21 protein-coding genes and 2 pseudogenes are annotated in these 25856 nt (G+C 36.4%); 4 read left to right on the top strand and 19 right to left on the bottom strand.

The annotated features are described in order from the left end of the window. Positions 1-56 precede the first annotated feature (56 nt). Complete coding sequence (locus MOK21_RS01500; RefSeq protein WP_249072152.1) at positions 57-2216, bottom strand: alkaline phosphatase PhoX; 2160 nt, start codon at positions 2214-2216, stop codon at positions 57-59. 325 nt (positions 2217-2541) lie between these two features. After that, positions 2542-3600 carry an alpha/beta fold hydrolase gene (locus MOK21_RS01495; protein ID WP_249072150.1) on the bottom strand — a complete coding sequence of 353 codons (1059 nt, stop codon included), beginning with the start codon at positions 3598-3600 and terminating at the stop codon, positions 2542-2544. A gap of 188 nt (positions 3601-3788) precedes the next feature. Here MOK21_RS01495 and MOK21_RS01490 point away from each other — a divergent pair, with 188 nt between their 5' ends. Then, positions 3789-4547, top strand: a complete 759-nt coding sequence (locus tag MOK21_RS01490) for a class I SAM-dependent methyltransferase (protein WP_249072148.1) — start codon at positions 3789-3791, stop codon at positions 4545-4547. Between the two features lie 68 nt (positions 4548-4615). On the opposite strand, the pseudogene MOK21_RS01485 reads toward MOK21_RS01490, so the two are convergent. The 15 genes and pseudogenes from MOK21_RS01485 to MOK21_RS01415 all read right to left on the bottom strand — a co-directional run bounded on the left by MOK21_RS01485 (position 4616) and on the right by MOK21_RS01415 (position 19249). Beyond that, positions 4616-5028, bottom strand: a pseudogene (locus MOK21_RS01485) (GNAT family N-acetyltransferase). 230 nt (positions 5029-5258) lie between these two features. Continuing rightward, on the bottom strand, positions 5259-5582 hold the full coding sequence (locus MOK21_RS01480; protein WP_249072145.1) for a YnfA family protein: 324 nt from the start codon (positions 5580-5582) through the stop codon (positions 5259-5261). A 234-nt stretch (positions 5583-5816) separates the two neighbouring features. Continuing rightward, complete coding sequence (locus MOK21_RS01475; protein WP_249072143.1) at positions 5817-6554, bottom strand: urease accessory protein UreH domain-containing protein; 738 nt, start codon at positions 6552-6554, stop codon at positions 5817-5819. A gap of 159 nt (positions 6555-6713) precedes the next feature. After that, positions 6714-8192: a multicopper oxidase family protein gene (locus MOK21_RS01470; RefSeq protein ID WP_374110091.1), complete on the bottom strand. Its 1479-nt coding sequence runs from the start codon at positions 8190-8192 to the stop codon at positions 6714-6716. Positions 8193-8278: 86 nt separating this feature from the next. Further along, a complete protein-coding gene (locus tag MOK21_RS01465; protein ID WP_249072139.1) occupies positions 8279-9322 on the bottom strand; it encodes a sensor histidine kinase in 1044 nt (347 codons plus the stop codon). Continuing rightward, positions 9319-9981: a response regulator transcription factor gene (locus MOK21_RS01460; protein WP_249072137.1), complete on the bottom strand. Its 663-nt coding sequence runs from the start codon at positions 9979-9981 to the stop codon at positions 9319-9321. Before MOK21_RS01460 ends, MOK21_RS01465 begins: the two co-directional genes overlap by 4 nt. 174 nt (positions 9982-10155) lie before the next feature. Beyond that, the gene (locus tag MOK21_RS01455; protein WP_249072135.1) at positions 10156-11025 is read right to left on the bottom strand and encodes a LysR family transcriptional regulator; all 870 of its coding nucleotides are present in this window, start codon (positions 11023-11025) and stop codon (positions 10156-10158) included. A 185-nt stretch (positions 11026-11210) separates the two neighbouring features. Beyond that, entirely contained in the window at positions 11211-12143 is a 933-nt protein-coding gene (locus tag MOK21_RS01450) for an ABC transporter permease (protein ID WP_249072133.1), read from the bottom strand. Then, complete coding sequence (locus tag MOK21_RS01445; protein WP_249072131.1) at positions 12112-13035, bottom strand: ABC transporter ATP-binding protein; 924 nt, start codon at positions 13033-13035, stop codon at positions 12112-12114. Before MOK21_RS01445 ends, MOK21_RS01450 begins: the two co-directional genes overlap by 32 nt. 5 nt (positions 13036-13040) lie before the next feature. Further along, entirely contained in the window at positions 13041-13736 is a 696-nt protein-coding gene (locus MOK21_RS01440) for an ABC transporter ATP-binding protein (RefSeq protein WP_249072130.1), read from the bottom strand. Positions 13737-13746: 10 nt separating this feature from the next. Continuing rightward, a complete protein-coding gene (locus tag MOK21_RS01435) occupies positions 13747-14103 on the bottom strand; it encodes a GntR family transcriptional regulator (protein WP_249072128.1) in 357 nt (118 codons plus the stop codon). Further along, the gene (locus tag MOK21_RS01430) at positions 14100-14873 is read right to left on the bottom strand and encodes a hypothetical protein (protein WP_249072126.1); all 774 of its coding nucleotides are present in this window, start codon (positions 14871-14873) and stop codon (positions 14100-14102) included. Before MOK21_RS01430 ends, MOK21_RS01435 begins: the two co-directional genes overlap by 4 nt. Positions 14874-15463: 590 nt before the next feature. Further along, positions 15464-16222: an ABC transporter ATP-binding protein gene (locus MOK21_RS01425; RefSeq protein WP_249072124.1), complete on the bottom strand. Its 759-nt coding sequence runs from the start codon at positions 16220-16222 to the stop codon at positions 15464-15466. 3 nt (positions 16223-16225) lie between these two features. Then, positions 16226-18544: an ABC transporter permease gene (locus MOK21_RS01420; protein ID WP_249072121.1), complete on the bottom strand. Its 2319-nt coding sequence runs from the start codon at positions 18542-18544 to the stop codon at positions 16226-16228. A 78-nt stretch (positions 18545-18622) separates the two neighbouring features. Then, on the bottom strand, positions 18623-19249 hold the full coding sequence (locus MOK21_RS01415) for a TetR/AcrR family transcriptional regulator (RefSeq protein WP_283164566.1): 627 nt from the start codon (positions 19247-19249) through the stop codon (positions 18623-18625). A 230-nt stretch (positions 19250-19479) separates the two neighbouring features. Here MOK21_RS01415 and MOK21_RS01410 point away from each other — a divergent pair, with 230 nt between their 5' ends. Continuing rightward, positions 19480-20343, top strand: a complete 864-nt coding sequence (locus MOK21_RS01410) for a pentapeptide repeat-containing protein (protein WP_249072115.1) — start codon at positions 19480-19482, stop codon at positions 20341-20343. A 188-nt stretch (positions 20344-20531) separates the two neighbouring features. Continuing rightward, positions 20532-21575 (top strand): annotated as a pseudogene (locus MOK21_RS01405) (IS110 family RNA-guided transposase); the annotation flags it as partial. A gap of 128 nt (positions 21576-21703) precedes the next feature. Here MOK21_RS01405 and MOK21_RS01400 read toward each other — a convergent pair. Next, entirely contained in the window at positions 21704-22576 is an 873-nt protein-coding gene (locus MOK21_RS01400; protein ID WP_249072113.1) for a phosphotransferase family protein, read from the bottom strand. A gap of 447 nt (positions 22577-23023) precedes the next feature. On the opposite strand from MOK21_RS01400, the gene MOK21_RS01395 reads away from it, so the two are divergent. Beyond that, on the top strand, positions 23024-25372 hold the full coding sequence (locus tag MOK21_RS01395; RefSeq protein WP_249072111.1) for a M13-type metalloendopeptidase: 2349 nt from the start codon (positions 23024-23026) through the stop codon (positions 25370-25372). A gap of 103 nt (positions 25373-25475) precedes the next feature. Here the strand turns inward: MOK21_RS01395 and MOK21_RS01390 are convergent, their stop codons facing one another. Then, complete coding sequence (locus MOK21_RS01390; RefSeq protein WP_249072109.1) at positions 25476-25847, bottom strand: hypothetical protein; 372 nt, start codon at positions 25845-25847, stop codon at positions 25476-25478. Positions 25848-25856: the final 9 nt, after the last annotated feature.

Below are 25856 nucleotides of genomic sequence, written 5' to 3'. Positions count from 1 at the left end.
GTCAAATTGATTTTTTATAAAAACTCCCCATATATGTGTCTCTGAAAAAGACACTGTTATTTAGAAACAACTTCTACGACCGTTGATTCAATTTTGTGTCCAACCTTGTCTTTAGCCTCAACAGTTAAGCTTGTGCCTGCTTTTTGAGCTTTAATCTTCACAGTAAACTTCCCCTTTGAATTTGCTTTTCCTTCCCCTAATAATGTTTTCTCTTTATAAACTTGTACCGTAGCATTTTTTTCAGCTGTACCTGTAACTGACTTAGATTTTGCTGTTACTTTATCTACTTTAAGACCATCAGATGTAGTGAAATCTGGCATATTTGTTAAAGAAGGCAGGCCAGAAATATAACCAATGCCACCTGTTTTATTTATACCAATTTGTTCGTCAACAGCCTTAAGTAATTCATCTTTATTAACAGCTGTAATTGCCTTAGCCTCTACTTCATCACCAGGATGCTGGAAATTACTGAAAATGTAGGGGAATCCATTGCGGTCATCAGCAGCAAATAAACCAGTTGCTTCCGCTCCTGCTGGAACAGATAAGACACAATCTAATTTTTTCGTATCAACATTATATGCCCAAACGTAGTTATTTGTGTGAGCTCCACTATCTTCACCAATAAAGAGTGTTCTCATTGATTCAGAGTAACTTAAGTTATCCGGATTGGCTACTTTTTCTACATTTGCAGTGTTTCCAAATGCATCAGTTTCTTTTAAATCTTCCCCAACAACTAATCCAGACATTAATAGGGCTACATAAGAGCTATTAATAATCTTTCCTTCGCTATCCTTTTGACCATCTTGTAAATCTAATTGATAAGTTACACCAGCTTTAATTTTTGGTAATTGTATATGGTCGGCTGGGTCTTTTCCTGTTGAATCTTTTTCCATAGCCTTACTTTGATCGGAAATTGCGATATATACTTTTTTATCCTTTTCGTTTAGTGCTAAACCTTCCATTTTGTTAAATTCAGTAGTCGCACCGAGAATAGCAGCATAACGACGAGTTTCTAGGAAGGCTGCCGCTTTTTCTTTGCCAGGTTTAAGTTTTAAATACTCAACTTTGCCTTCATTTGAGTATGTTTTAATTGCTGTAAAACCTTCTTTAGGCTCATCTGAAGTTTCAAAAATATCGTTGAAGGTAATACCGCTATCAATAATACTTTTCACTTCTTTATCAGTTGCATGTCCTAAATTAATCCATTGTAAATTCCCTGAACCACCGTTTTCCGTACCAGTTTGTTTAAATTTGGCTGCATATAATGTACCTGATGATAAATCTTTTTCTTTGTCGGCCACATACATAAACATCCCTGTATTACTGCCATCATCCCCATAAAAAACAGTTTTGTTATCAGGCATGACTTTCGCTAACTCATGAGAGAAGCGTCCTGTACTATAATGCTTGACAACTGATGTTTTCCCGTTCTCTTCTATTGTAATTTCAGGAGTGTACCCATAGAAATAAGGATTAGCCTTTCCTTTATCTCCAAAATAGAATTGAGAGAATGTTTCAACTTGACTTCTTACATTTGAAATTGGATCTAAGAAAAGTCGTGCATCTGGTTCATACTCTTCAGACCCTAAATGTGTATTCCAAGGAGATAATGATCCGTTACATGGAATCCAAAGTCCATTCACTGCTGAAAAATCAATTTTTTCTACTTTTACAGGTTTCAATTCACCTGTTTTTTTGTCTTGTTTCAACTCCGTTAAAGACATAGAGGCAGGAACTACTCCGTATGCTGAATTACCGGCAGCATCTATGGTTTGATATTCATAATGTGTAACCAAATAAAGCTTTCCATTAATCGGGAGCATTAGGCTGTTTGAATCCGGAGCATCAGAAACAAAGTATTTTCCATCTGTACTGCTTGGATCCTTAATTGGATTTCCTTTTACATCAATAGGTGTACCTGCAGGGATTTTTTCACCTTTAACAGTTGCTACTTTATCTTCCGATTTAAACAAGTAGTTGTATGACAACGGAAATGATTTTACTTTTCCATTGTTATATTTCACATCAACTGTTGCGGTTGTATACGTTTTTACCATTTCTTCAATAGTAGATGGTGCTTTCATTCCATTGAATTTAACAGCTTCTATTGTTATATTTTCCTGAGCATTCACCGCTGTCAGTGATAATTCTGGAACTGCAATAGCTAGAGCAAGTGCTACAGTAGCGCCTTTTTTCACAAGTGTGTTTTTTATCATCTAATAACCCCCCTAGTAGATTCCTTTTGTACAGTTCTATTAAACTATGTGAATGTTAATTTACTGTTGATTTTATGTTTATAATTTATAAACATTGATATACCAAACAGCTTTTTTACATTTCATAATAGAATAACCAGATAATGAAGAAAGGCGGAATGAAACTGAGTATTGTTCAAATTTATAATATCGCCTGCCAAAAACAGCACCATCCACACGTAATGGGATGGTGCTGTTTTTCGAGAAAATACCTCATTTATTTATGATATGATTCACCGTTATGGTTGTAAGTGAGGTTTGCAAAGATTGTTCTTGAAAGTCGATATCAAGATTCAAATGCTCCATTTTGAAGCTCATTGAAGGTTTTATTTAACCATCCAGTAAATTTCTCTTTCTCTTCGAACTGCGGATAATGAGCTGATTCTTCAAATATTATAAACTCTTTTATAGGTGCTTCCAGTTTATCAAAATAATTTTTTGCAGCATTAACAGACGTCATATAGTCAAATTTCCCCATTACAAAATAAACTGGTAGATCCACCTTCTTTACAATATCCGGAATATTATGTTGTGCCTCTTCGTTCAATAAATTTTCTTGTGTAATATTAATCCCTCTTAGATAACGAATGACATCCAGCCCGTTATATTCAGTATTTAAAAGAAATCCTCTTTGATAATCCCTATTATCATTAATAAGTCTCGTCGCACCTCCATATTTACGTACAAGATTTCTCGGTGTATGTTCTTCTCCCTGTTCTATCGATCGTTGAAGAAGCTTTAATCTTTCCACATCATCCAAATTTCCTTCTAGTTTGGCCTGTTCCATTATAAATTCTAAACTATCCAACTCACTTTGAACCGTATTGGCTACTTGCCCAATACCTATATATGCATAATATTTCTCGGGTGCTTCAGCGACAGCTCGCATTCCAATATAAGTACCAAATGAATGCCCGATTAATAAAACCTTTTCTTGGTTAAACTTCTCCGAAATATAATCAGTTAATGCCAGCAAATCCTCAACCAACAAGTCAGTGGTTAGGTTTGAATAGTCTTCAAAAAAGTGATAGGATTTTCCACTGCCACGCTGATCATAATGTACAATGGTAAATTGCTTTTCAAGGTCTTTTTGATATTTCCTTACGTAGGGAATTTCGGAGCAAGCTGGGCCACCATGAACAAAAATTAGTATTGGATTGCTTGCATCTACTCCTCGAATCATAATTTCATGTTCTGCTCCATTAATTTCAACTTGTTCCATCGTACTTATGCTATGCTCCCCCTTAATGTGTGGTGTCCATGTAGGGAAAAACACCCAAAGTAAAACAATAAACAAAGCAATTATCAAACTAAACTTGATTATTTTAGGTATACTCCTTTGCATTCTATTCCTCTCCTCACGGCATAGTCATATAATCTAATTATGACTAAACTAAAAAACCTACGTTCACCAAAACAAATGTTAAACGGACACCCCACCATATATTCCAATTCGGAATCAAAACTGATCATTTTACGCATTTCTGTTCGATTAAACTCTCTGTTATGCTCAAACAAAGGAGATGAGGGACAATGACAACAAAATGGAATGCCCAATTATATGATCAAAAGCATGACTTTGTTTCAAAATTTGGAGGCAGCTTAGTGGATTTGCTTGCACCACAAAAAAATGAAGGGATTTTAGATGTAGGCTGTGGCACTGGTGATTTAGCTCATGAAATTGCTGCTCATGGTACCCATGTTCAAGGGATTGATGCTTCCCATGATATGATTATCACTGCACAGCAAAAATACCCAAACATTACATTTCAAACAATGGACGCAACAGCGCTTCATATGACAAATCAATTCGATGCAGTCTTTTCAAACGCAGCGTTACATTGGATGAAACAGCCTGATGAAGTCATTCAAAATATTTACAACGCACTTAAGCAAGGTGGCCGATTCGTCGCTGAAATGGGTGGACACGGTAATATTGCTTCTATTGTTTGGGCCCTTCAAAAAAGTATGGAGGCATATAAACTACCTTATATTGAAGACTATTTCCCGTGGTATTTTCCAACTTTAGAAGAATATCAGTCGAAGTTGGAAAGCGCTGGATTTACAGTTGAAATGATTACACTCTATGAGCGCCCAACACCGCTTCAGGGTGAGGATGGACTAAGGAATTGGTTAGAGATGTTCAGTCATAATATGCTTCAACATTTATCAGAATCTGAAAAAGAACAAATTTATGTAAAATGTGAAGAATTATTAAAACCAAAATTATATCAAAATCATCAATGGGTTGCGGATTATTGTAGACTACGTTTTGTTGCTTTAAAAAAATGACAATCATCATGAAAAAATTTTTTGGACAGAAAAACGCTTGGAAATTAGCCAAGCGTTTTTCATTCTATTTATTTGTTTGAAATTCCAGACTGCATTGCGTAATTTCTGACGAGCATGCCGTTAGATTTTATCATCCCAAATTCCTCATAATAAGGAACTATGTCATCGTCACAACACAAATCAACCATGTAAATATCATCAAGCTCTTGTAATATTTGTTTGACTAATTCCTTGCCGATTCCTTTATTTTTATACGCTGGCAATACTTCAAGAAACGGAATGTAGGAGATAGAACTCCGTCGCTAATCGCTGTTATAAATCCAACTACTTGCTTCGTATGATCATCTAAAGCAATGACCACTTTACTGCTGTTAGTTAGCAGTTTTAAGTGAGTTTGCGAATTTGGTGGATTCGGCCAATCAACAAAAAAGCCATTCAACATATCAGAAGTAATTCCAACAAGCGTATTTTTGTATCTCATCATCTATCAGCTCCTAAATTATCTATTCATTTTTAGGTAGATGATAGATATCAACAATAAAGTAGCAAAATGATGACCTCCAAACATTTTTAGCCTATCTATTAGCTATTCGCTTCAATTTCTAAAAGTCCTTCATCTTTGTAATTGTTCCTCTTCAACTAAAGTTCTTGTTAGGATTTTTCCTACTACTGTTTTAGGGAGCTCTTTTTTAAATTCAACTTTTCTCCCACTCATGAACGAGGTAATAGAATCACCATAACACCAATCAAACAAATGCATGCGCCAACCCAATCCAAGACGTCTGGCTTTTCTCCGTCAATTCCCCAGCCCCACAAAATAGAAAGGACAATAAAGACCCCTCCATAGGCAGCGTAGACTCTTCCGAAGGTTGGGAAGGATTGAAAAGTAGCGACAACTCCATACAAAGCCAACGCAATCCCACCCATTATTCCCCAATAAAAGGGTTTACCATCTCTTAACCAAAGCCAAATTAAATAGCCCCCTCCAATTTCGCCAATACCTGCGAGGATAAATAATAATATTGCACCAATCATTTTTTTCACTCTTTCTATATATGTTTAAAAGAAATGTCACTCTATTATACCTAAAAGGATGTTATCATTATTGAAATCAAAAAATTTCGCTTTTCTCCTTTGTAACCATATAAAAGAGGTGGTTACTGTAAACGAAGAAATGAGAAATATTAAAAGTAAATATCACTATTATATATTTTATTACACTACCTTTTTTAGATGTGTTTTCGTTTTTTCAAAGGTGTTCCTTCCTATTTAATACAATCCCCAGTATGTAATCGTATCCGATATGCCGATAAAAATTAGAATAACACCCGCTACGTTTTGAATTACTCTCCCCATTCTCATGCTTGTGCGCATAATGAATCTTTTTGCGCCAAATAAATGAATAAGCCCTAGCATCACTAGAAGTGGCCCGGAAGTAGCTATACCAAAAATGGCTGGCAAAATTAGTCCATACGAAGAAGTTGCAACTGTTGGCATTAACCAGACGAAAAATAGTACAAACATCGTAGGGCAAAAGGCAATGGAAAAACTAGCACCCATCAGAAAGGAACCCAATTTCCCCTCATTTATAACTGACGGAATATAGGTAGATATTCGATTCAGAAATTTTAATTTTAAAACGCCAATTAGTACGAGTCCTGTTACGAGCATAATCGGGCCAATCGCTTTGCGAAACATAGGAAAATACTTTGTCATTCCAGTTTCAAAGGACTGACCGAATAGCCACGCGAATATACCTATTACACTAAATACAACGACTTTCCCTAGCATAAAAAACACAATTTCTTGCCAATTGTTTTTCATTTGCAATGTTCGACTTCCATAAAAAGTGATCGCACTCATATTCCCTGTTAATTGACAAGGTGCTAAAGCGCCTATTAATCCAAGTAAAATCGCAATAATGAATGGGGAATGTTCATAGGAATTTAGAAAAATGGTAATTGGTTCACTAATGATTTGGCTTATTTTCGACATTAAACTATACATTATAAACACCTTCTATTTTTTAATAAAGTAATTAAAACACCTCAATATCCGCTCGTAAAAAAATAGCTAATCACTATAATCAATCACAATAACATAAAAGAAAAATCCTGTATTAAAAATTAATACAGGATTTTAAAAATCTTTAATTGCAATAAAGCATTAATCCACCTTAATTTGACCCATCATTCCATTATCCTCATGCTCCAGAATATGACAATGGAACATGTAGACGCCCTTATGCTTAAATTGTACAGCTATTTTTACTGTCTCACCTGGTTTTACAGAGATACTGTCCTTCCATCCTTGTTCATTTTCAGGTGGCTTTTTCTCATCACGAGAGAGTACTTTAAATTGTGCTCCATGAATATGGAAAGGATGTATCATGCCACCCATCATATCCGGTTTATTATAAATTTCCCATACCTCGGTAACCCCTTGTTTTTGTGTAAAATCAATTCTTTCCGGATCAAATTTCTTTCCGTTTATCGTTACCATGTCCATCATTCCAAAGAGTTCTACTTTTTTTGTAACAGGTAGATCCATTTCTTTACCTTCTAATGTTAGATCATTTAATTTTTTAGGGAGCTTACTGGTCTTTCCACTTTGATCAGTAACTACAAATGGTAAAAGGACTGAACCATCCTCATTGATTAAAGCTAGATCATTAACGTCCTTCATTTTTGAAAAGTCAACTACGATTTCTGCCCTTTCGGAGGGCGTTAGTGTAATCTCTTTTAAAGAAACGGGTTCATTCAAGAAACCACCATCTGTGGCGATTTGAAGAAAGGAATCCCCAGTACTCAATCTAAAGGTATAATTTCTCGCATTTGATCCATTTAATAAACGAAGACGCACTTTCTCTTTGTTTACAGTCAATTTAGGATTGAGCGTTCCATTAATTAACAATGTATCTCCAATCGTTCCGTCTGTGTTCATTGCAGCGCTATAATTCAATTGTTTCTTATCATCAAATGTTCTATCTTGGAAAATCAAGGGGACATCGTTCTTCCCATAATCATTTGGCAATCCTAGACTTTTTGAATGATTATCTTCAATATAAACCAAGCCTGCAAGCCCATTATATACCTGTTCTGCCGCTTTTCCATGTGGATGAGGATGGAACCATAGCGTCGCCGCTTCCTGATTCACTTTAAACTCGAGGATTTTTTCTTCGCCTGGTTTAAGAATGCTTTGTGGACCACCATCTTTTCCCCCCGGCACCTCTAGTCCATGCCAATGAAAAGTTGTATCCTCATCAAGTTCATTTTTAGTTTTAATCTTTACGGTTTCACCTTTTTCTAGACGAATCATCGGGCCGAGAAACGATCCGTTATACCCATACGTATTTGTTTGAACACTATCGAATATTTCTGTTTTTCCTTTTTGTGCCTTAACTGTGTATACAACTTCATCCTTATTATTACGTTTAAGTTCAGCAGGGACTTTTACTTCATTTACACCTGTCGAATTGTTTAAACTTACCGAATTGCTATGGCTCTCATGACCCTTCATCTTGCCATGATCCATGTCTCTCATATCTTTCGAAGAGTGATCCATTTCTCCCATCTTCATAGAAGAATGATCCATATCCTTCATATCGTTACTATTTCCTTGGCTACAAGCCCCAAGTATGCCCATACTGGCGATAATACTTGCTGCTAATGCTATTTTCCTCATATCAACCATTCCTTTCACCTTAAGCATATAGAACAGTTGTGTAGGAATTATGTAGAAAACGGCATTTGTATATAAAATGTAGTTCCTATATTTTTCTCACTGTTGACGGAAATTGTACCGTTATGTGCTTCCACAAGTTTTTTGGTAATTGTCATACCAATACCATTGCCAGTATATCGATTTTCCACTCGATAATTTCGCTCAAAGATTTTTTCACTTGTTTCTTCATCCATACCGACTCCATTATCATGTACAAGAATTATATAATCGCTATTTTCTTTAAATAATTTGATTAATATCTTGCCATCTTTTTGAACATGGTACATAGCATTTTTTATAATATTGTGTAGAATTTGATTCAATCTCAAAGCATCTACCTGTGCATTGATTGTTTTGTCTAAATCCAATTCTACCTGTATATCTTTTTCAAGTAATTCACTTGCCAACGCAATCACAGACTTTTCGATGACATTAGCAACCTGTTGCTCTTTCATCATGACCTTAAATGTAGGATTATTAATATCATTTAATGTATCTAATTCTCCAACAAGGAGAATTAGCCTATCAATTTCCTCAACACATGCTTTCAAACGATCAGGAGTAGCTGTCCAAATCCCATCTTCAAAGGCACTTAAATAGCTTTTTATTGAGGCTAATGGATTACGAATTTCATGTGCAAGATCCTGTGTCATTTCTTTACGACGGAGTTCATAAGCGTTTAATGTTTTATCTAGTTTCATCAGTGATTTACCTAATTGACCAATTTGATCATTCACCGTATAGCGTATATTTAAATGACGGTCTCCACGTACTAGTCTTAACGCAAAGTGATTCAGTTCTTGGATAGGTTTCGTTAATGTTTTTGCAATTAACAAACTAGAAATTAGTATAAAAATAAGCAAAAGGCCTAATGACCACATTGCTGTTTCCCTTAATGCCATATCAAAATGGTGAATTAATTCCTTAGAATCTGTAATATGGAGCATCATCAAATGTTCATGACCTTTATAAAGTAATATCCCTGTGATGAATAAGAGTATGCTTGTAGAAAAGATAGCGACAATTAAGGCAATTTTTATATGAAATTTCATTGATTTATAACCTTTTCATTTATTTTGTATCCTAAACCAAAGACAGTTTGGATGTACTCTTCCTTAACTTTTTTACGGATATTTTTAATATGTTGATCTACAATACGAGGATTCATGTTCAAATCAAAACTATATATTTTTTGAATAATATCATCCCTGCTAAAAACCTTTTTAGGATTTTCGGCTAGTAACAGTAAAATGCTAAATTCATGTGGCGTGAGCTGAATACTTTGATGATTTACTAATACTTTTCTTTCATCTTTATGGAGTTCCAACTGTCCTAAAATAATAATTTGATTTTTATGTGAACTGGGTAACAACCTCTCTGCTCTTATTAATATTTCTTTAGGATGAAAAGGTTTAACGACATAGTCATCTGCACCCATTTCAAATCCAATTACTTTATCATCAATAGAGATTTTTGCTGTAAGCATAATCACAGGAATATCGTAATTTGATTTTACATATTGGCAAATATCTTCTCCGGCTATATCAGGCAACATTAAATCTAAAATAATCATATCAAGAGGTACTTGATCTATCATTTGGATTGCGGATTCTCCTGTATGTGCAACATATGTATAATCTCCGTTTTTTTCAAAATAAGATGCCAATACTTCTGTAATCTTTTCTTCATCATCTACGATTAACACTTTCATTTTCTAATTACACCAACTTTATATAAGAATTCAAGAATATTATAAATAATAAAAAACAGTAAAAGCGTTTCATTCATACTTTTAAACAACCTTTTAATGAAAGAACGATTATTTTGGACCTGAACTTTTAGCTGGAGAATTTTCTTCTTCCAACACTTTAATTCTTGCTCTATATTAATCATTAACTACATCTGTGTAAATCAGATGACAAACTGCTAGAAACGCCTCAATATCCGCTGTTACATATTTCGTTAAAAAATAGGTATTCGAAACAATATGTGCAAATTCCTTTAACGAATAGCTATGAAGCAATTGTTGATGAGATTCAACCTCGATCACACTCTTTGGTAAAAAGGCAATCCCTAATTCTTGTTTGACAAAGTTTTTTATCACCTCGGTTTGATTAATATTCATACTTTTGTAGTTTGGAAATTGTTGTAGTACTTGCTGGATGTCCTGCCAGTAAGGTGCATATTCATGTGTTAGGATCGTTTCCTGCTGTAAAAGAGTCCGTGCATCTGTCGCCTTTTTTGACATCGGGGCAATCAATTGAAGTGGTTCCTGAGCGAGAAGGACTGTGTGAATGTCACGTGTCGATGTCAATTTTGATAAACCGATGTCTACCTTGCCTGCATGTACAGCTTCCCCGATTTCGTTGGACTTTAATAGTTCGATCGTTATGTGAATTGCAGGGTTTTGCTGCTGAAATGTATGAATAATTCCTGGTAAAGTAGAATTGGCAATTTGCGGTGCAACTCCAATAGTTATTTGCGACGTATAACCATTCAAGTAGGATACTGTTTTTTGTAATCCTTCATCAATCGTTCCCAACATGTTCTCTGCATGTTGAAGAAAGTGAGCACCGATATGATTTAATTTCACATGCTTCCCCTGTCGTTCAAAAAGTGTTGTTTGTAGTTCTTTTTCTAAGTGTTGAATATGCTTCGATACAGTTGATTGTGTAATAAAACGTTGTTCTGCCGTCTCACGAAAATTCTCTGTGTTCGCAGCAACAATAAAAGTTCGCAACCATTCTGTTTCCATCTATATGCCCCTCTTTTTTTCATTCATTATATCGATTCTATTTACGTCTTGGAACCTTTTCTAGCAAAATCTATTTGTTCTCTTCAACTTGTTCCACTATTATTCTATCAGAAAAAAATGCACGCCAATTGTCAGTTATACATCTAACAATTGGCGTGCAGTTCATGAAACGGCATACACCTTTTTTATGCGGTTACGTCACGTTTCATAAAGGACATATAGCTGATTACAAGGAAAACAACAGCATAAATCGCAAGAATTGTGAGTGAGAATGGCATTGTAATGCCATCTAGTATTGAACTTGCATGTTCATATTGTGTTAAATCTGAATGAGTTAACCAAATATATTTAACGATTTTAAATTTGCTTAAGAACATGACAACCATTCCACCTGAAAAGGATAGGAAAATTGTTAAGCCAATCGCTAAAGAGCTTGAACGGAAAACGGAGCCCACTAAAAAAGCAAACAATATGGACATGACAAAGTCTCCGCCAGAAAGTAAATAGTGGTATGCTAAATCATTCCATACCGCTTTTTCTACAACCTGACCGTTGACTACTTCTAACTCAGCACCAGTAGAACCACCAAATAGTATCAGTCCCACTAGAGCACTTACTCCTACATTGACAACAAACAATAATAGTCCAAAAATGAAAGTTGTAAGTAATTTTGAGGTTAATATTTTTGCTCGCGAAACCGGACGCGTTAATAGCATTTTAATCGTCCCAGTAGAGAATTCATTAGATACAATACTTGCGGCAACAATAACTGTAAATAATGTTACTAATGTCAACATGCCACCTGTTAATGACATAAAGCCTGCAAAGTCTTGAGACGGCACATCGTTTGCTAATCGATACTCAGAAATAGCTATTTGATCTTCAAAGTGATTTTTATCCTCTGCCGATAAATTGTCATCTTTCAATATCTCTTTATAATTATCAATGGACTGCTGTTCAAGTTGCTGCCACGTTTTATCCTCTTTTGTTTCATAGTATTTCAACATAATACCAGGACCAATAATAAAGAGGACTACTAGCGCGACCATTGTCCAAGTTCCTTTTTTATGCCATAATTTCATCCATTCATTTTGCATTAGCTTCAGCAATTTGGCCACCTCCTGTCATTTCTAAGAATTGATCCTCTAACGTTTTTTGATGCGGTTGTACTGCAAATAATTGAATTCCTTCTTGAACAAATTGCGCAATGAGGTTCGGTATATCCTCTTTCTTTATTTCCAATACGTAACCATTATTCTCCGCCACAAAGTTGTAATCGAGTTTCTGTAGAAGAGCTGCTGCCTGATCATTCGGTGTAGCTTCAATATAATAAAACGAAGATGTTTCAACGTTGATATCACGAATATCGATAAGTTTTCCATTTTGTATAACAGCTACTCGATCACACATTAACTCAATTTCGGATAATAAATGACTGGAAACAAATACTGATACGCCATCTTCCTCCGCAATTTTACGCAAATACATACGGAACTCACGGATACCTGCTGGGTCTAGACCATTCGTTGGTTCATCTAAAATTAAAAATTTTGGTCGATGAAGTAGTGCCTGTGCAAGTCCTAAACGCTGACGCATCCCTAACGAATACGTCGAAACCTTTTCATGAATACGATTTTCAAGACCGACCTGTCTAACTACCTCTTGAATACGCTCTTTTGTAACGTTTTTATGCATACGCGCAAAGTGCAGTAGGTTTTTATAGCCCGTCATAAATTTATACATTTCCGGGTTTTCTACAATTACACCGACCTTACTAATAGCTTCCTCATATTTGTCCTGTAAGGAAACCCCATCAATAATGACCTTTCCTTCAGTTGGATTCATAAGTCCCGTCATCATACGAATTGTCGTCGTTTTCCCTGCGCCATTCGGTCCTAAAAATCCAGTGATTTGCCCTGGATATAAATCGATATTTAATTGCTGAATCAATTGCTTACCACCAATAGTTTTTGATAAATTTTGCAATTGAACAATTGGTTGTGTTGTCATTCATTTCACCCTTTCTTATAATAAGCCTTCATCCATTGCACAGCATCCTTATTCGAAACATCTCGAATGGTCTCAACTTCCTCATGTGCAATGATCGAACCATTTTGCAATAAAATGATTTGATCTAGAATAGGCTCTACCTCATATAATTCATGCGTTGATAACAATATTGTTTGGTGTTCAATATCTGTAAATTGAATTAACCCTTTAATCAGCTGTTCGCGGACAATTGGATCCAGACCAGAAAATGGCTCATCCATTAAATAATAGGGTACTTCTCGCCCAAGCGTTGCGGCCATTTTCATCCGACCACGGTTCCCCTTTGATAATTGTCGTAGCTTTACATTTTTATCAACTTGTAAAAACTCTGCAACGATACAAGCCTTATCATACGAAAAATCTTCGAATTGAGAGGCATAGTGTTGAAAAAGCTGCTCACCTGTGTAGAAATCAAAAAATAAATCAATATCTGGTAAATAAGCAATTTTATCAGCGCTTCTGCGTGTAACAGGTGTTCCATTTAGCAATACTTCACCATTTGATGGACGTAATAAGCCTGCCAACACTTTTAATAGTGTCGACTTGCCACTGCCATTTTCTCCAACAAGCCCAATGATTTGTCCAATAGGGATGGTAAAAGATACATCTTGAAGAATAGACTTTTTCATATAACGAAAAGAAACGTTAGATAGCTGTAGCATATATATCACCTCACGATTTATTCTGTAAAACAACGAGCATCTCTTCCTTTGAAAATCCAAGCGCTTCAATGGAAGTTAAAAAATGCTCTGCCAGTTGGTTTTTCATATCTTCCCGTAAAAGAACAATTCGTTCTTCATCGGTTGTTATAAATGTACCTTGACCTCGTTTGGTTTCCGTTATATTCATCGCTTCTAACTCCTTATACACCCGTTGCACAGTATTTACATTGACACCTGTTTCCACTGCATACTCTCGAACCGAAGGAAGTCGATCTCCAAGCACTAACTTCCCTTTCAAAATGTCCCCACAAATCCGATCTACAAGCTGACTATAAATGGGCTTATCACGTGAAAAGTCGATTGTCATCGTAAAACCACCTTTTCAAGCCACTTTGTCGCTATGATAAATAGGAAGACGATCATAATGGTACCTGCTACCTCTTCAACAACATACAGTGAACCCAATTCTAACTTCATTGTTAGTAACTTCGGGAAAAATTGTTCCAGACCCGTTAATGAAATCTCTACATGATGGAAAATATTATCATATAATTTACTCCCTGTAAATTTCACCCATTCATTCATACTAATGAAAAAGGCCACCATCGTAATTACAATGGAAAAACTTCCAATAAAGTGTTTCATTTGGAGATTTAATGCTAAAAATAGTAGCATTATCACAAATATCATTAATTGAAGAATAACAATAATGGCTACAAAAAATAAAAGTAATAAAAGTATTTGGGCGAAGTTGCCTATAATAATTTCATCTTTGACTTTGTAAATAGCTATACTTATAAAGATAAAATTGAAGATAGCGTATCCTATTATGGAAAATACAATTTTCGCACCTACAAGCTGTGCAATGGAACTAGTTGAATGCAGCCATATCTCTTTGTTCTTTAAGTCATGACGCATACTAGCCAGAAATTGTAATATCGAAAAAAATCCACCTAAGACTAGTACTAGTATCGAAAAGGCAAATGTCATCTGGTTTTCCATCGTAAATTCATCATTTAACCGCCTTATCAAATATGGAACTACCACTGACAGCATGACCCCAATAAAAATTCCACCAAATAGCCATACTCTATAGAGCACCCATTCCTTTTTCAAGAGCCCTGCAAATTGTTTCAAATTAAAACACCTCGTGTCATAGTGTACTAGCTAAATAGTACACTATGACTTTTAACATTGCAAGCATTAAATGAAAAAAAAAGGAAAAACCACTAAATAAATGGCTCTTCCTTCATGTTGTAATGAAATTAAGTTAAATAAAGAATAGATCTCTTCAGCAATTTGAGGGTGATTTGACGTTGTAACAATATGTCACCCAAACTTTTAGTTTTATCACCCAACTTTTGCGTTTTATCACCTAACTTCTGAATTTTATCTACATCCATGACTGGTCGCAGTCAAGTCCTTAATATTGTGTAAAATTCTATACAAAGTTTTTCAACTCTGGTTTTAGTTTTGTCAAATTGTCCTGCTTATGTTGGAATTCGCCGCTAAAAGTGTGAGTTGAACCAAAGGAGGAACGCCGCTAAAACATAAAATTCCGCCACTAACCAAGCAAGAAACGCCGCTAAAACCCGAAATTCCGCCGCTAACAAGCAAGCAACAGTCCGATGAGCTGCTTAGGCCGACACGATGTTGAACACGAAGGCGTTTTCATAGGATGTGATCACATCTCTGATGCACGCTCTAGCGTTAGTTGATACAACAACTCATATCCCGATTTCCCACATTTTCTCCGTTACTTGCCCTACTCTGCCATCAATATTCGTTCCATCAAACTTTGGAAGCTTTAACTCACTGACAATTTTTCCATCGCACATAAACAACACACGCTCTGTTCGTGCTGCTACCTTGGCATCGTGAGTGACAAGCATAATCGCAGTACCGCCCGCGTTAATTTCAGAAAATATGTCCATGATCTCTTGTGCTGATGTTGAATTAAGTGCACCCGTAGGCTCATCACCGAAGATAATTTTCGGGCTGTTCAAAAGCGCACGACATATTCCTGCTCGCTGAAGCTGTCCTCCTGAAACTTGCGTAACGTCGCGCGTTTCAAGCTCCGCAATGCCTACTCTCTTCATAAGCGCTTTTGCCTTCTCTGACATTTTCGCAACGTTTTTTCTGTTATCACGGATGGATGGAAGAATAATATTATCGAGAATATTTAGATTTTTAAGCATCGTTGGCTGCTGAAATACAAAGCCCATTTTTGTTCTACGTAAATCTGAAAGTTCAATCTCGCCGACTGACGATAAATCACTGCCATCAAAGTTTACCCTTCCACCATCAATGCTGTCCATGCCGCTTAATGCAAACATGAGCGTCGATTTTCCCGAGCCAGAGGGTCCCATAATTGCAACAAACTCACCCTCGTTTATGTCAACGGATGCTCCGTCGAGAACATTGCGCTTTTCATCACCCTCGCCGAAAGATTTTACAATGTCTTCACCGATTATAATTTTCTTCATAAGCTACTCCTTTATATTGTCGGATATTTTTATTTTCCCCACATTCCATGTGCCAATGATAGTTGTGATCAGGACTGAGCAAATCATCAATAACGGAGAAAGCACGTACGCCGAAAGTGGATTGATTGAAAAGCTAAACGATGACGCCCCGAACGAGGTGATAACCGCGCCTGCAAGTACCTCTCCAAGAGTGTTTGCCAGAAGGGTGCCCAGGACAATCCCGATAATGGATACAAATACCGCTCGCGAACCGTACTGTACCGTCATATCAGAGTTTGTAAAACCTAATGCTTTCATGACAGCAATCGAATATCTATCCTTTGCGACAAGCATTTTCATAAACAATAGTGTCACTAGGACCGTTATTATAATCGCTATAGCAATTGCAGCGATGGAAGCCTTTTCAACTGATTTTATGGTCGAACCGAATGTTTGTTTTACAAATTCATCAATATTGGAGATTTTAGCAAAAGTAAATCGGTCCGCATACTTTGAGATTTTCTCATCGGCAAGGGTTTTATCTGAAAGCTTTGCACAAATAACGCTCCACATTATATTTTCCGAACTGTCGGTAAAAATAGCCTTTGCCGTTTTTCCGCCGTTCGTAATGTCGGAATAAATGCCACTTACCGTGAGCTTACTCTCCTTCCCCTTTATAATGATCGTAATGGTATCGCCGACTTTTTTGCTCATCTCTTCAGCGTTCAAAGCCGAAAGTGCAATTTCCTTTTCTACAGCGGGTGCTCTTCCCTCTGCGTATTCGATAGGGAATATCGAGTGGTCGCCAAGTTCGATTTTTATATTTTCCTCCGAACCATCTTCTATTTTTGTTTTGAATGTCTTTGTTGTAAGGATAGTATAGGTTGAAATAGAATTGTCGCTGTTCATATATTCTAAAATTTCCGAAGCTTTTTCAGAGATTTGATCCGTCTGCTGAATATCCATTCGAATATCGTAGTTTCCAATACCCATATATTTAATGAAGCTTGTTGAGGAAATCGTGTTGTAAAGGTTTTGTGGAACAATAATGATAAATGCCGAAATGACAAGTACTGCAAGCATTGTGCCGTAAAGTCTTTTCCTTGCGAGAACATCTTTGATACCTAGGAAAATATTTGTGTTCAACAGCTTATTTTTATTTAGGCAAAAACGCTTTGCAGCTGTGTTTTTTTCCTGTGAAGTACCATAGCGTATTGCTTCTGCAGCAGATATTTTTCGAAAGCGTCTCAGCACTCCATTTACATAGGCTACTATGGCGAAGAATACAAGTAGAATGCCGATGATCCCTAAAAACGTAGCAAAAGAAGAATTTTCACTTTCCCCCATATGAAGCCGGATGTTTTCAAGAAGCATGTTTTTGAACATCAACGAAAGTGCGTACCCGAGAATACTCCCCCCTGCAGCAATTGCAGCATACTTCGCAAGATAAATTTTCTTAATGTCGGAAAGGCGCAGCCCTATTGCCTTCATAACACCAATTTCACGGTAATCGTCTTCGATTTTCGCAAGGAGTGTAAAGCGGATACACATAAACGCGATCACAACAACAAGTACGCTTATAAGAAGTATAACGGCTATCATAATCCCGTCGGACAGCGCGTTAAGTGTTTTGAAAAGTGGATATGTAATGGTTGGTCCGTTTGCTTCAAGTCCTGCGGAGGCATAAGTAGTTTCAAATTCACCAAGTGCCGATAAATCCTTCAATCTAAACTCGATCAAATACTCCATAGTTCCAAGACCTTTTATTTCAGCGTAATCTTTTTCACTAACGAGAAATCTTTTTGAAGAAGACAGCATAGAATTCATCTGTGAATCCCGGAGGAATCCCGCTACGGTAAATTCCTTTCCGCCTATTACAGCTTTATCACCGACCTTCGCCGTGGTGTCCTTCATATAGTTTATTGGAACGTAAAGCTCGCCATCGGATACGTTAATAATCTTTCCATCAAGATCAAGAAGATAATCAAATTTTTCACTTTGTATGCTAAAACCATTGTCTTGAACATTATTCGCAAGTGAACGATCACCTAAAATAATTTGACTGTTATCCACGTTGAGAAACTCAAGCACTTGATATTCATCAACATTACTGTTTTTCTCCGCGAAATTTGCAAGCCGGACAGTATCGATATCCCCAGAGTGCATTTGCAAAAAGTGCGGCGTTTTCGCCTGATTCATAAGTGAATCGATAGCACCAGAAAGATTTACGATAAGAATCGCCGATAAAGAAACGAGCATAGCCGCAGCAGCCACAAATAGCATCGTTGTCAGCGTAATCAGTTTGCTTTTAACCATATCATTACGAATTAATCTGAAATACATACGTCACCTCTGTTTTCAAGCTTTTTAACTGACTTCAGGTTGAACAGAATGACCACTGTCGTTTCCATTTCTTCCAACCTAATCTCCATTGCCAAACATCTTCATCATGTACATAAGGCTTCCACTTTCGACACCGAGCAGTCTTTCTACGTTGAAGACAAAAGCTGGTATTCGTGCAGCGCGTTCTTCATCGGTTATATCAACCATATCATCATCAAAAACGGTATTTGTATAGGCCACAATCATTTCCATACATTCATACGGATACGGCGTGTTAAATAGTCCTTGCTCAATGCCCTCACGGATTATTTCCGTCAGTATTGGGGGAAGACCATTTATAATGACCTTTTGTATTTTCTGATGCATAAGCGCATTCTGAGGCTTATGTATATGATCCATAATTTCCTTGCCGTTTCCATCACTTATGTTTAGTGACATTACAACCCTGATAATACGCTCGTTCACGGGTATGCTCTTATTTGCCGCAATTTCCTTTGCAGTCCCTAAAATTTGAGCATTATACCGCTCGATTAGCGCGTCCATAATGTCTTCCTTTGACTTGAAGTGATAATATAGTGTTCCTCTTGCTATCCCAACCTTTTCGAGAATATCGTTAGTACTTGTGCCATCAAAGCCCTTCTGACCAAAAAGCTCATCTGCCACATCAAGTATTTCGTTTCTGCGCTCCATCGCTTCTTTTCTCATTTTCACTCCTCCAATATAGACCGACTGTCTGTCGATAAAAATTATAGCATTTTACAATAAATTGTCAATGGGATATCCTAGTTTTGTAAAAAACTAGACAGTTCAACGAGAAACATTTTAAAGGGAATACCATTGTATGCAAAATTATTCCACACAAATATATCCTTTTATTTGTAAAAAGTGATAAAATTATCAGTAAGAAGTCTATGCGTTAAGCGAGGAATATAATGATGTCTAAAGTAAAAAAAATAGATGATTCAATGGGAAAAAAGATACCTGAAAGCTTCCAGGCTGATTGCCAAAGCTGTTTTGGTCTATGCTGTACGGCTTTAAATATTACTGCTTCTAGCGACTTTGCTATTCATAAAGCAGCCGGAACACCTTGCCCTAATCTACAATCTGATTTCAGCTGTCAAATTCATAGCAAACTTAGAGACCAAGGGTTTAAAGGCTGTACAGTTTATGACTGTTTAGGAGCTGGACAAAAGGTTTCGCAAACAACCTTCCATGGACAAGACTGGCGGCGATTCCCTGAAGTTTCCGAAAAAATGTTTTGTGTCTTTCCTATTATGGAACAGCTTTATGAAATGATTGCTTACGTAGCAGAGGCTTTATCATATAAGGTAGATTCATCTTTATTTAATAAGCTACATATACAACTAGAACAGCTACAGCGTGCAACAGAGCTAGAAGCTGATGCATTACTAGCAATAGATATTCCTACTTTCCGACTGCCAGTGAATGGATTACTGTTAGAAACAAGTGAGCAAATTCGCCAAAGTCTTATCACAAAGATTGGGAAAAAACCTCGAAAGTATGATAATCGTGGCGTTGATTGGATAGGAAAAAATTTAAAGGGCAAGGATTTAAGAGCAACAGATCTAAGAGGCTCTTATTTAATTGCAGCCAATCTACAAAATGCTGATTTAAGAGGCGTTGATTTTATTGGAGCCGATTTACGTGATGCAAATTTACATGGCGCAGACCTATCAACAAGTATGTTTTTAACCCAGATGCAAATTAATTCGGCACAAGGCAATCTACAAACAAAATTACCCTCCCACTTGAAACGTCCTTCTCATTGGGTTGATTAAAATGAAAAAGGGCAGATGAAAGAATTTATTCATCTACCCTTCTATTTATTTGCGCATCACCATTGCTATTATTAATAGACTCATAACCTCTAGCACTATTCGCCATCTAGCACATACAGGTGAACCACAAGATTGTAAAGGTTTACTTACACTACTAATCCTCTGATAAACCCTTCTAACCTGATAAAGGTCACTATCATGCCCCAGTTGTACAGTTTTTAGAAGCAAGAGAATACATTGTCATTATCGTAAATCCACTGGTATCTTACCGAGCAAAAAGTTCTAGCTTGCGAAAAACCAAAACTGATGCCATTGATGCTTATCACTTAGGCGAACTGTATTACAAAGAGGATTTAGCGCCTCAGAAAAAGCGTGGTATACAGTTATTAAACCTTCGGCATCTAACAAGGCAACATGAAAATATGACGGGAATTATGATTCAAACAAAGCTTCAATTTCAAGCCGTATTAGATCAAATATTCCCTGAGTACAAAGGAGTGTTTGGCGATTTATACGCTGAGATTTCCTTAAAAACTTTACAAGCTTACCCTACTTCTGAATCAGTTAAAGAAGCAGGTGTAGAAGATATCGCACAATTCATTGATACACATTGCAAAGCACGTTCGTTTAATTGGGCGCTTGAAAGATCGGAAAAATTTATCGGAGCTGCAGAACGCAATCCATTTCAATCAACTCTTTATCAAAGTCTTCTAGTCAGCTTGAATATGTATATTGATTTACTTCAAGTGTACCACCAACAACTTTCTACGTTGGAGCGTGAGATTGATGAGTTAGCGGCACAACTTGAAGAATATGAATTACTCCAATCAATTCCTGGTATTGGTGAAAAAATCGCTGCAACGATTATTTCAGAAATCGGAGAAATTGATCGGTTTAATCATCCGAAAAAGTTAGTAGCCTTTGCAGGACTGGATCCTAGTGTGTTTGAATCAGGTCGCTTTAAAGGCACGAAAAATCACATTACTAAACGCGGCTCGGCTAGGCTTCGCCACATGCTTTATACAGCTGTTCGTTGTTCTATTCGAGATAGTCGGAAAAAGAAAACAACACCTGAAACTATCGCACGAAATAAGCGATTACGAGCCTTCTACGATTTAAAACGTGAGGAAGGAAAGCCATATAAAGTAGCCATTATTGCTTGCGCAAATAAGCTTTTACATTGGATTTATGCGATTTTAAAAACGAAAACACGATTCCAAGAAACCATGTAGTGACAGAATTTCCAAATACCACAAAAACCTTCCAAATTGAATTCGGAGGGTTATTTGGGTTGCGCTTTTTAGTATAGCATGAAGTGTTTATTAATTTAAAAGATTTTTATTGACAATCTATTAGCTGGTTAGTTCATTAAGACGAAATTAAAAATGTCCGTTTCTATGGTCCATTTTAAACGTCTTATCCATTCCTCCTGTACTTCTTGTGGAGCTTTTTTGACCTTATGTAATACTTTCCATACCTTATATACACAGTAAGACCTTAATACTTCAGGAGATAAGTGTATTGGATTATTAATTTTATATTCTTTAATAAATAAGAGATTTAATGAGTCCGCATATTCAGGGTAATGAAGTTTTGTAAACCAGCAGACCCATCCTATATCGGTTAAAGGATTTGCCCATTCAGACCATTCCCAATCTAAGACTGTAAGAGTATTAGTATCTGTGTATAAAACATTGTGAATCCCATAGTCACCGTGCGTTAAAACCCATTCCTCCTTATTATCGTTTATGTTTTGTAATATCTCCATAGAATTTGCAATAAGAAATTCAGGTACAAAATCTAAACTTAAGTTAAATTCATTAAAAGTACATTCTCTAATTCCACTTGAAGTATAGTTATATTTTATTGAATGAATTCTTTTAGCAAGAGATGCTCCTAAGTTTTTATATAATTCCTTTGTTCTTTCTAATTCATTGTTATCTAAAATGGATTGTCCATTTATTCCTTTTCTGTACTCCATTACAATTATTTGAAGGGCATCTGTTTCTATTAACTCATAAATTTTTGGTGTTACTCCTGTTTCTTGAATTAAATTTAAACAATTTATTTCATTTTCAATGTCTTCGTTAAATTTATTTGTAACTTTAACAACTAACGGAGGAAGTGTACCATTTAACAAAAAAGTGTCATTTGTGTACCCTCCAGTTAATCGAACAAGTGAAAAATCACCGTATTTTTCTTTCAAATGTTTTTTTAATACTTTTTCAGTCAAAGTTATCCATCCAATCATTCTTTTGTATCTATTAATTTTACTATAAAGCAATAACAGATCCCCTTTAAACCATTCAATATATATTATTTCTTATTCAACTAACCTGCTATTATGTTTTAATTCATCTATATTATTATTTATATAAAAATGGACATAACTAAGATACTTGGCCCTCCAGGTTGAATTCAATGGGTTTTTCTTTTATCTTATTACGGTTCTTATTTGCCCCCTTCATTTCACACTACAGTAATACTAAAAAAGTGACCTTTCTTGTGCTACGAGTTGAACTTAAAAGCTCTAGGCTAGACATGCTCTCTTGAAAATGAAAAAGCTCTTTACATATTTTCAAACTAAAATAAAACAACTATAATGGTGTTTAAATGGCAGGAATTCTAAACACTACCATTTATCTTTGTTCACACCAATCTACTATAGAGGAGCGCGAATATGAAAAAGAAATTTTTATCCTTACTCATGACCATCATAATGGTCCTATCACTTAGCGTATCGGTGTATGCAGATGAAACGTCGCCACCAGCAACAAGGGGAGAGATTGTAAAAACCTTGTTAATGGCAGCGGACGCTTATCAACCAGGAATTAGTAAAGAATACATTATGCAGGGCTCTAAAAACAAAAATTTAAGAGCGCCAGCTAAGAAGGTCGAAGCTTTAGTTATGTTGAGTAGGGCATTTGGCGAGTTGCCAGAGCCTGTCGGAAATGATCTGCGCATTGGAACATTTGACGTCGAGTTCACCGATGTACCCGATTGGGCTAAGAAAGACATCGATAAATTGGTAAAAGCCGGCGTATTGACGGGCAACCCTGACGGCACATTAGGCGCAAATGACAATATTACGATCGAAGAATTTCAAAACATTATCGCCAGAATATGGACGCTTAAAGGCTCTCATTTAAATGACGATTTTTATGAAGCAATTAATAAAGAATGGTTAAATCAATCGACAATTCCGGCAGGAGAAATCATGGGCGGCGGCTTTTCCGAGCTGCAAAAACAAAATGACGAGAAATTGGAAAAAATAATAGATGACCTCGTTGGCAAACAATTCGAAAAAGGAACGAAAGAACAGAAAATTGCTGACTACTATTCGACTGCGTTGGATAAAAAAAATAGAAATAAACAAGGAATTGAACCTATTCAAAAATATGTAAAAGCAATTGACGGAGCTAAAACGCTTGATGAACTCGTTCAAGCAGATCTTAGCCTGGAGAAAGAATTGGGTTTGAGCTCATTATTTAACTTTGCAATTATGAACGATGCAAAGAACAGCAGTGAAAATGCTTTGTATTACACAGGATTAGCTATTGGTCTGGATAAGAACAGCTTTGTTACGGAAGATGAGAAAGCGAAAAAAGCCTATATTCAATATATGACCAAACTTCTTGTGGCATCGGGCGAGGAAAAGTCCGCTGCGAAAGCACTTGCCGAGAAAGTTTATGACATGGAGAAAAGCTTAGCTTCCGTATCGCTTGAACCTTATGAACAAAGTGATGTCAATAAATACTATAACCCGTATACAATCGAACAATTCGATGACATGTTCAAAACAGTAGATATGAAACAAGTCTTGAAATCGATGAAAATCGACAGTACTGATAAAGTGATCGTCAACGATGTGAAGCTTGCGCAAAAAGGCGCAGAACTCTTGACTGATACTAATCTTAACGTGTTGAAAACTTACTCCAAATTGCAACTACTTATAGCAACAGGCAGTTTATTGTCAGATGAAATCGGAGATGCTGCTAAGGAGTTTGCCGCAACGTTCTACGGCATTACAGGAGAAAAAACAGATAAAGAAAACGCAGTAGACTTGACAACTGGCACAATGAGCAGTTATTTGGAGCAAATGTTTGCCGAGAAACATTTTTCACCAGAAGCTAAAAAAGATGTTGAACAGATGGTAGAGAAGTTAATTGCTACGTATGAGGAAAGAATCAAATCGCTTGATTGGATGTCCGAAACAACAAAAACTAAAGCGATTAAAAAGCTGGAAACGATGATTGTTAAGATCGGATATCCAGAGAAGTGGGATACGACTTTAGACAAAGTAGCGATCAAGACATATGACGAAGGTGGTTCGCTGTTATCTAATACTTTCGCAGTAACCAAAGCATACATTGATCACTCGAAAGCCGAGCTTGGAAAACCAGTGGATAGAACCAAATGGGTAACGAGTGTTTATACCGTAAATGCTTTCTACTATCCGCTTAATAACGAAATTACGTTCCCTGCTGGTATTCTGCAAGCACCCTTCTATGACATAAAAGCTAAACCTGAAGAAAACTATGGGGCAATTGGCATGGTCATTGGTCATGAGATCAGCCATGCATTTGATAACAACGGATCGGCATATGACGAAAATGGAAATGCAAATAACTGGTGGACAGAGGAAGACTTTAAGAAATTCAAAGAGAAAAACCAGAAACTGATTGATTTCTATAATAACATTGAGATTATTCCGGGTGTGTTGAACGACGGTCAGCTTACACTGAGCGAGAATGTCGCTGATTTGGGCGGAATGGCCGCTTCACTGCAAGTTGTATCCAATATGAGTAATCCAGATTATAAAGCATATTTCGAAAGCAATGCAGAAATGTGGAAATTCACAACTACAAAAGAGCTTGCAGCATATCTAAGCAAAAACGATGTACATTCAGCCAATAAAATTCGGGTAAACCGCACGATTGTAAACTTCCCGCAATTCTATGATACCTTTGGAATTAAGGTTGGAGATGGCATGTATGTAGCTCCAGAAGATCGAGTTTCTATCTGGTAGAGGCTACCAAGGAAGCCATTTTAGAGTAAGACTGTTTTAAACAAACAGGCAGATTTAATCTACAAAAAGTGTAGATTAAATTCTGTCTGTTTTTTCTATTAATCTAGGACCTCGTTCGTTTTCGCTCTTTTATTCTCGCAACTAGGAACAGGTCGGATAAATTTTTTACAACAGTTAGTTTATTTTCAATTATCGTCTCAGTCTCTTCAGCATATTCATGATCTAATAAATAGACAGGAGGATTATTTCCTTCGTGTATATTTATTGCGTAAGCATCACCAATAGCTATTTCTACTCCGATACAAATATAACCACTCTCAAATACTGCACATCCAGGAACAGCATCTAAACATTGATCAATAATACACTTTGGATTCAAGAATTCGATTCGTAATTGGGGATTTTCTTCATCTTCTTCATCTTCCGCATCAAAAGGAACCACCAATTCACTATTACACACTTCTACCGTAGTCATTAAATCTAT

It is taken from the genome of Lysinibacillus sp. BPa_S21 (assembly GCF_023337795.1).
Classification (GTDB): domain Bacteria; phylum Bacillota; class Bacilli; order Bacillales_A; family Planococcaceae; genus Lysinibacillus.
The sequence above is the reverse complement of the archived record's forward strand: the minus strand, read 5'-3'. Positions and strand labels throughout refer to the sequence as shown.

What these genes read in the sequence shown, in the direction of transcription:
- MOK21_RS01500 (WP_249072152.1), bottom strand. Translation starts at nt 2,216, where the DNA reads ATGATAAAAAACACACTTGTGAAAAAAGGCGCTACTGTAGCACTTGCT.
- MOK21_RS01495 (WP_249072150.1), bottom strand. Translation starts at nt 3,600, where the DNA reads ATGCAAAGGAGTATACCTAAAATAATCAAGTTTAGTTTGATAATTGCT.
- MOK21_RS01490 (WP_249072148.1), top strand. Translation starts at nt 3,789, where the DNA reads ATGACAACAAAATGGAATGCCCAATTATATGATCAAAAGCATGACTTT.
- MOK21_RS01480 (WP_249072145.1), bottom strand. Translation starts at nt 5,582, where the DNA reads ATGATTGGTGCAATATTATTATTTATCCTCGCAGGTATTGGCGAAATT.
- MOK21_RS01475 (WP_249072143.1), bottom strand. Translation starts at nt 6,554, where the DNA reads ATGTATAGTTTAATGTCGAAAATAAGCCAAATCATTAGTGAACCAATT.
- MOK21_RS01470 (WP_374110091.1), bottom strand. Translation starts at nt 8,192, where the DNA reads ATGGGCATACTTGGGGCTTGTAGCCAAGGAAATAGTAACGATATGAAG.
- MOK21_RS01465 (WP_249072139.1), bottom strand. Translation starts at nt 9,322, where the DNA reads ATGAAATTTCATATAAAAATTGCCTTAATTGTCGCTATCTTTTCTACA.
- MOK21_RS01460 (WP_249072137.1), bottom strand. Translation starts at nt 9,981, where the DNA reads ATGAAAGTGTTAATCGTAGATGATGAAGAAAAGATTACAGAAGTATTG.
- MOK21_RS01455 (WP_249072135.1), bottom strand. Translation starts at nt 11,025, where the DNA reads ATGGAAACAGAATGGTTGCGAACTTTTATTGTTGCTGCGAACACAGAG.
- MOK21_RS01445 (WP_249072131.1), bottom strand. Translation starts at nt 13,035, where the DNA reads ATGACAACACAACCAATTGTTCAATTGCAAAATTTATCAAAAACTATT.
- MOK21_RS01440 (WP_249072130.1), bottom strand. Translation starts at nt 13,736, where the DNA reads ATGCTACAGCTATCTAACGTTTCTTTTCGTTATATGAAAAAGTCTATT.
- MOK21_RS01435 (WP_249072128.1), bottom strand. Translation starts at nt 14,103, where the DNA reads ATGACAATCGACTTTTCACGTGATAAGCCCATTTATAGTCAGCTTGTA.
- MOK21_RS01425 (WP_249072124.1), bottom strand. Translation starts at nt 16,222, where the DNA reads ATGAAGAAAATTATAATCGGTGAAGACATTGTAAAATCTTTCGGCGAG.
- MOK21_RS01420 (WP_249072121.1), bottom strand. Translation starts at nt 18,544, where the DNA reads ATGTATTTCAGATTAATTCGTAATGATATGGTTAAAAGCAAACTGATT.
- MOK21_RS01415 (WP_283164566.1), bottom strand. Translation starts at nt 19,249, where the DNA reads ATGAGAAAAGAAGCGATGGAGCGCAGAAACGAAATACTTGATGTGGCA.
- MOK21_RS01410 (WP_249072115.1), top strand. Translation starts at nt 19,480, where the DNA reads ATGTCTAAAGTAAAAAAAATAGATGATTCAATGGGAAAAAAGATACCT.
- MOK21_RS01395 (WP_249072111.1), top strand. Translation starts at nt 23,024, where the DNA reads ATGAAAAAGAAATTTTTATCCTTACTCATGACCATCATAATGGTCCTA.
- MOK21_RS01390 (WP_249072109.1), bottom strand. Translation starts at nt 25,847, where the DNA reads ATGACTACGGTAGAAGTGTGTAATAGTGAATTGGTGGTTCCTTTTGAT.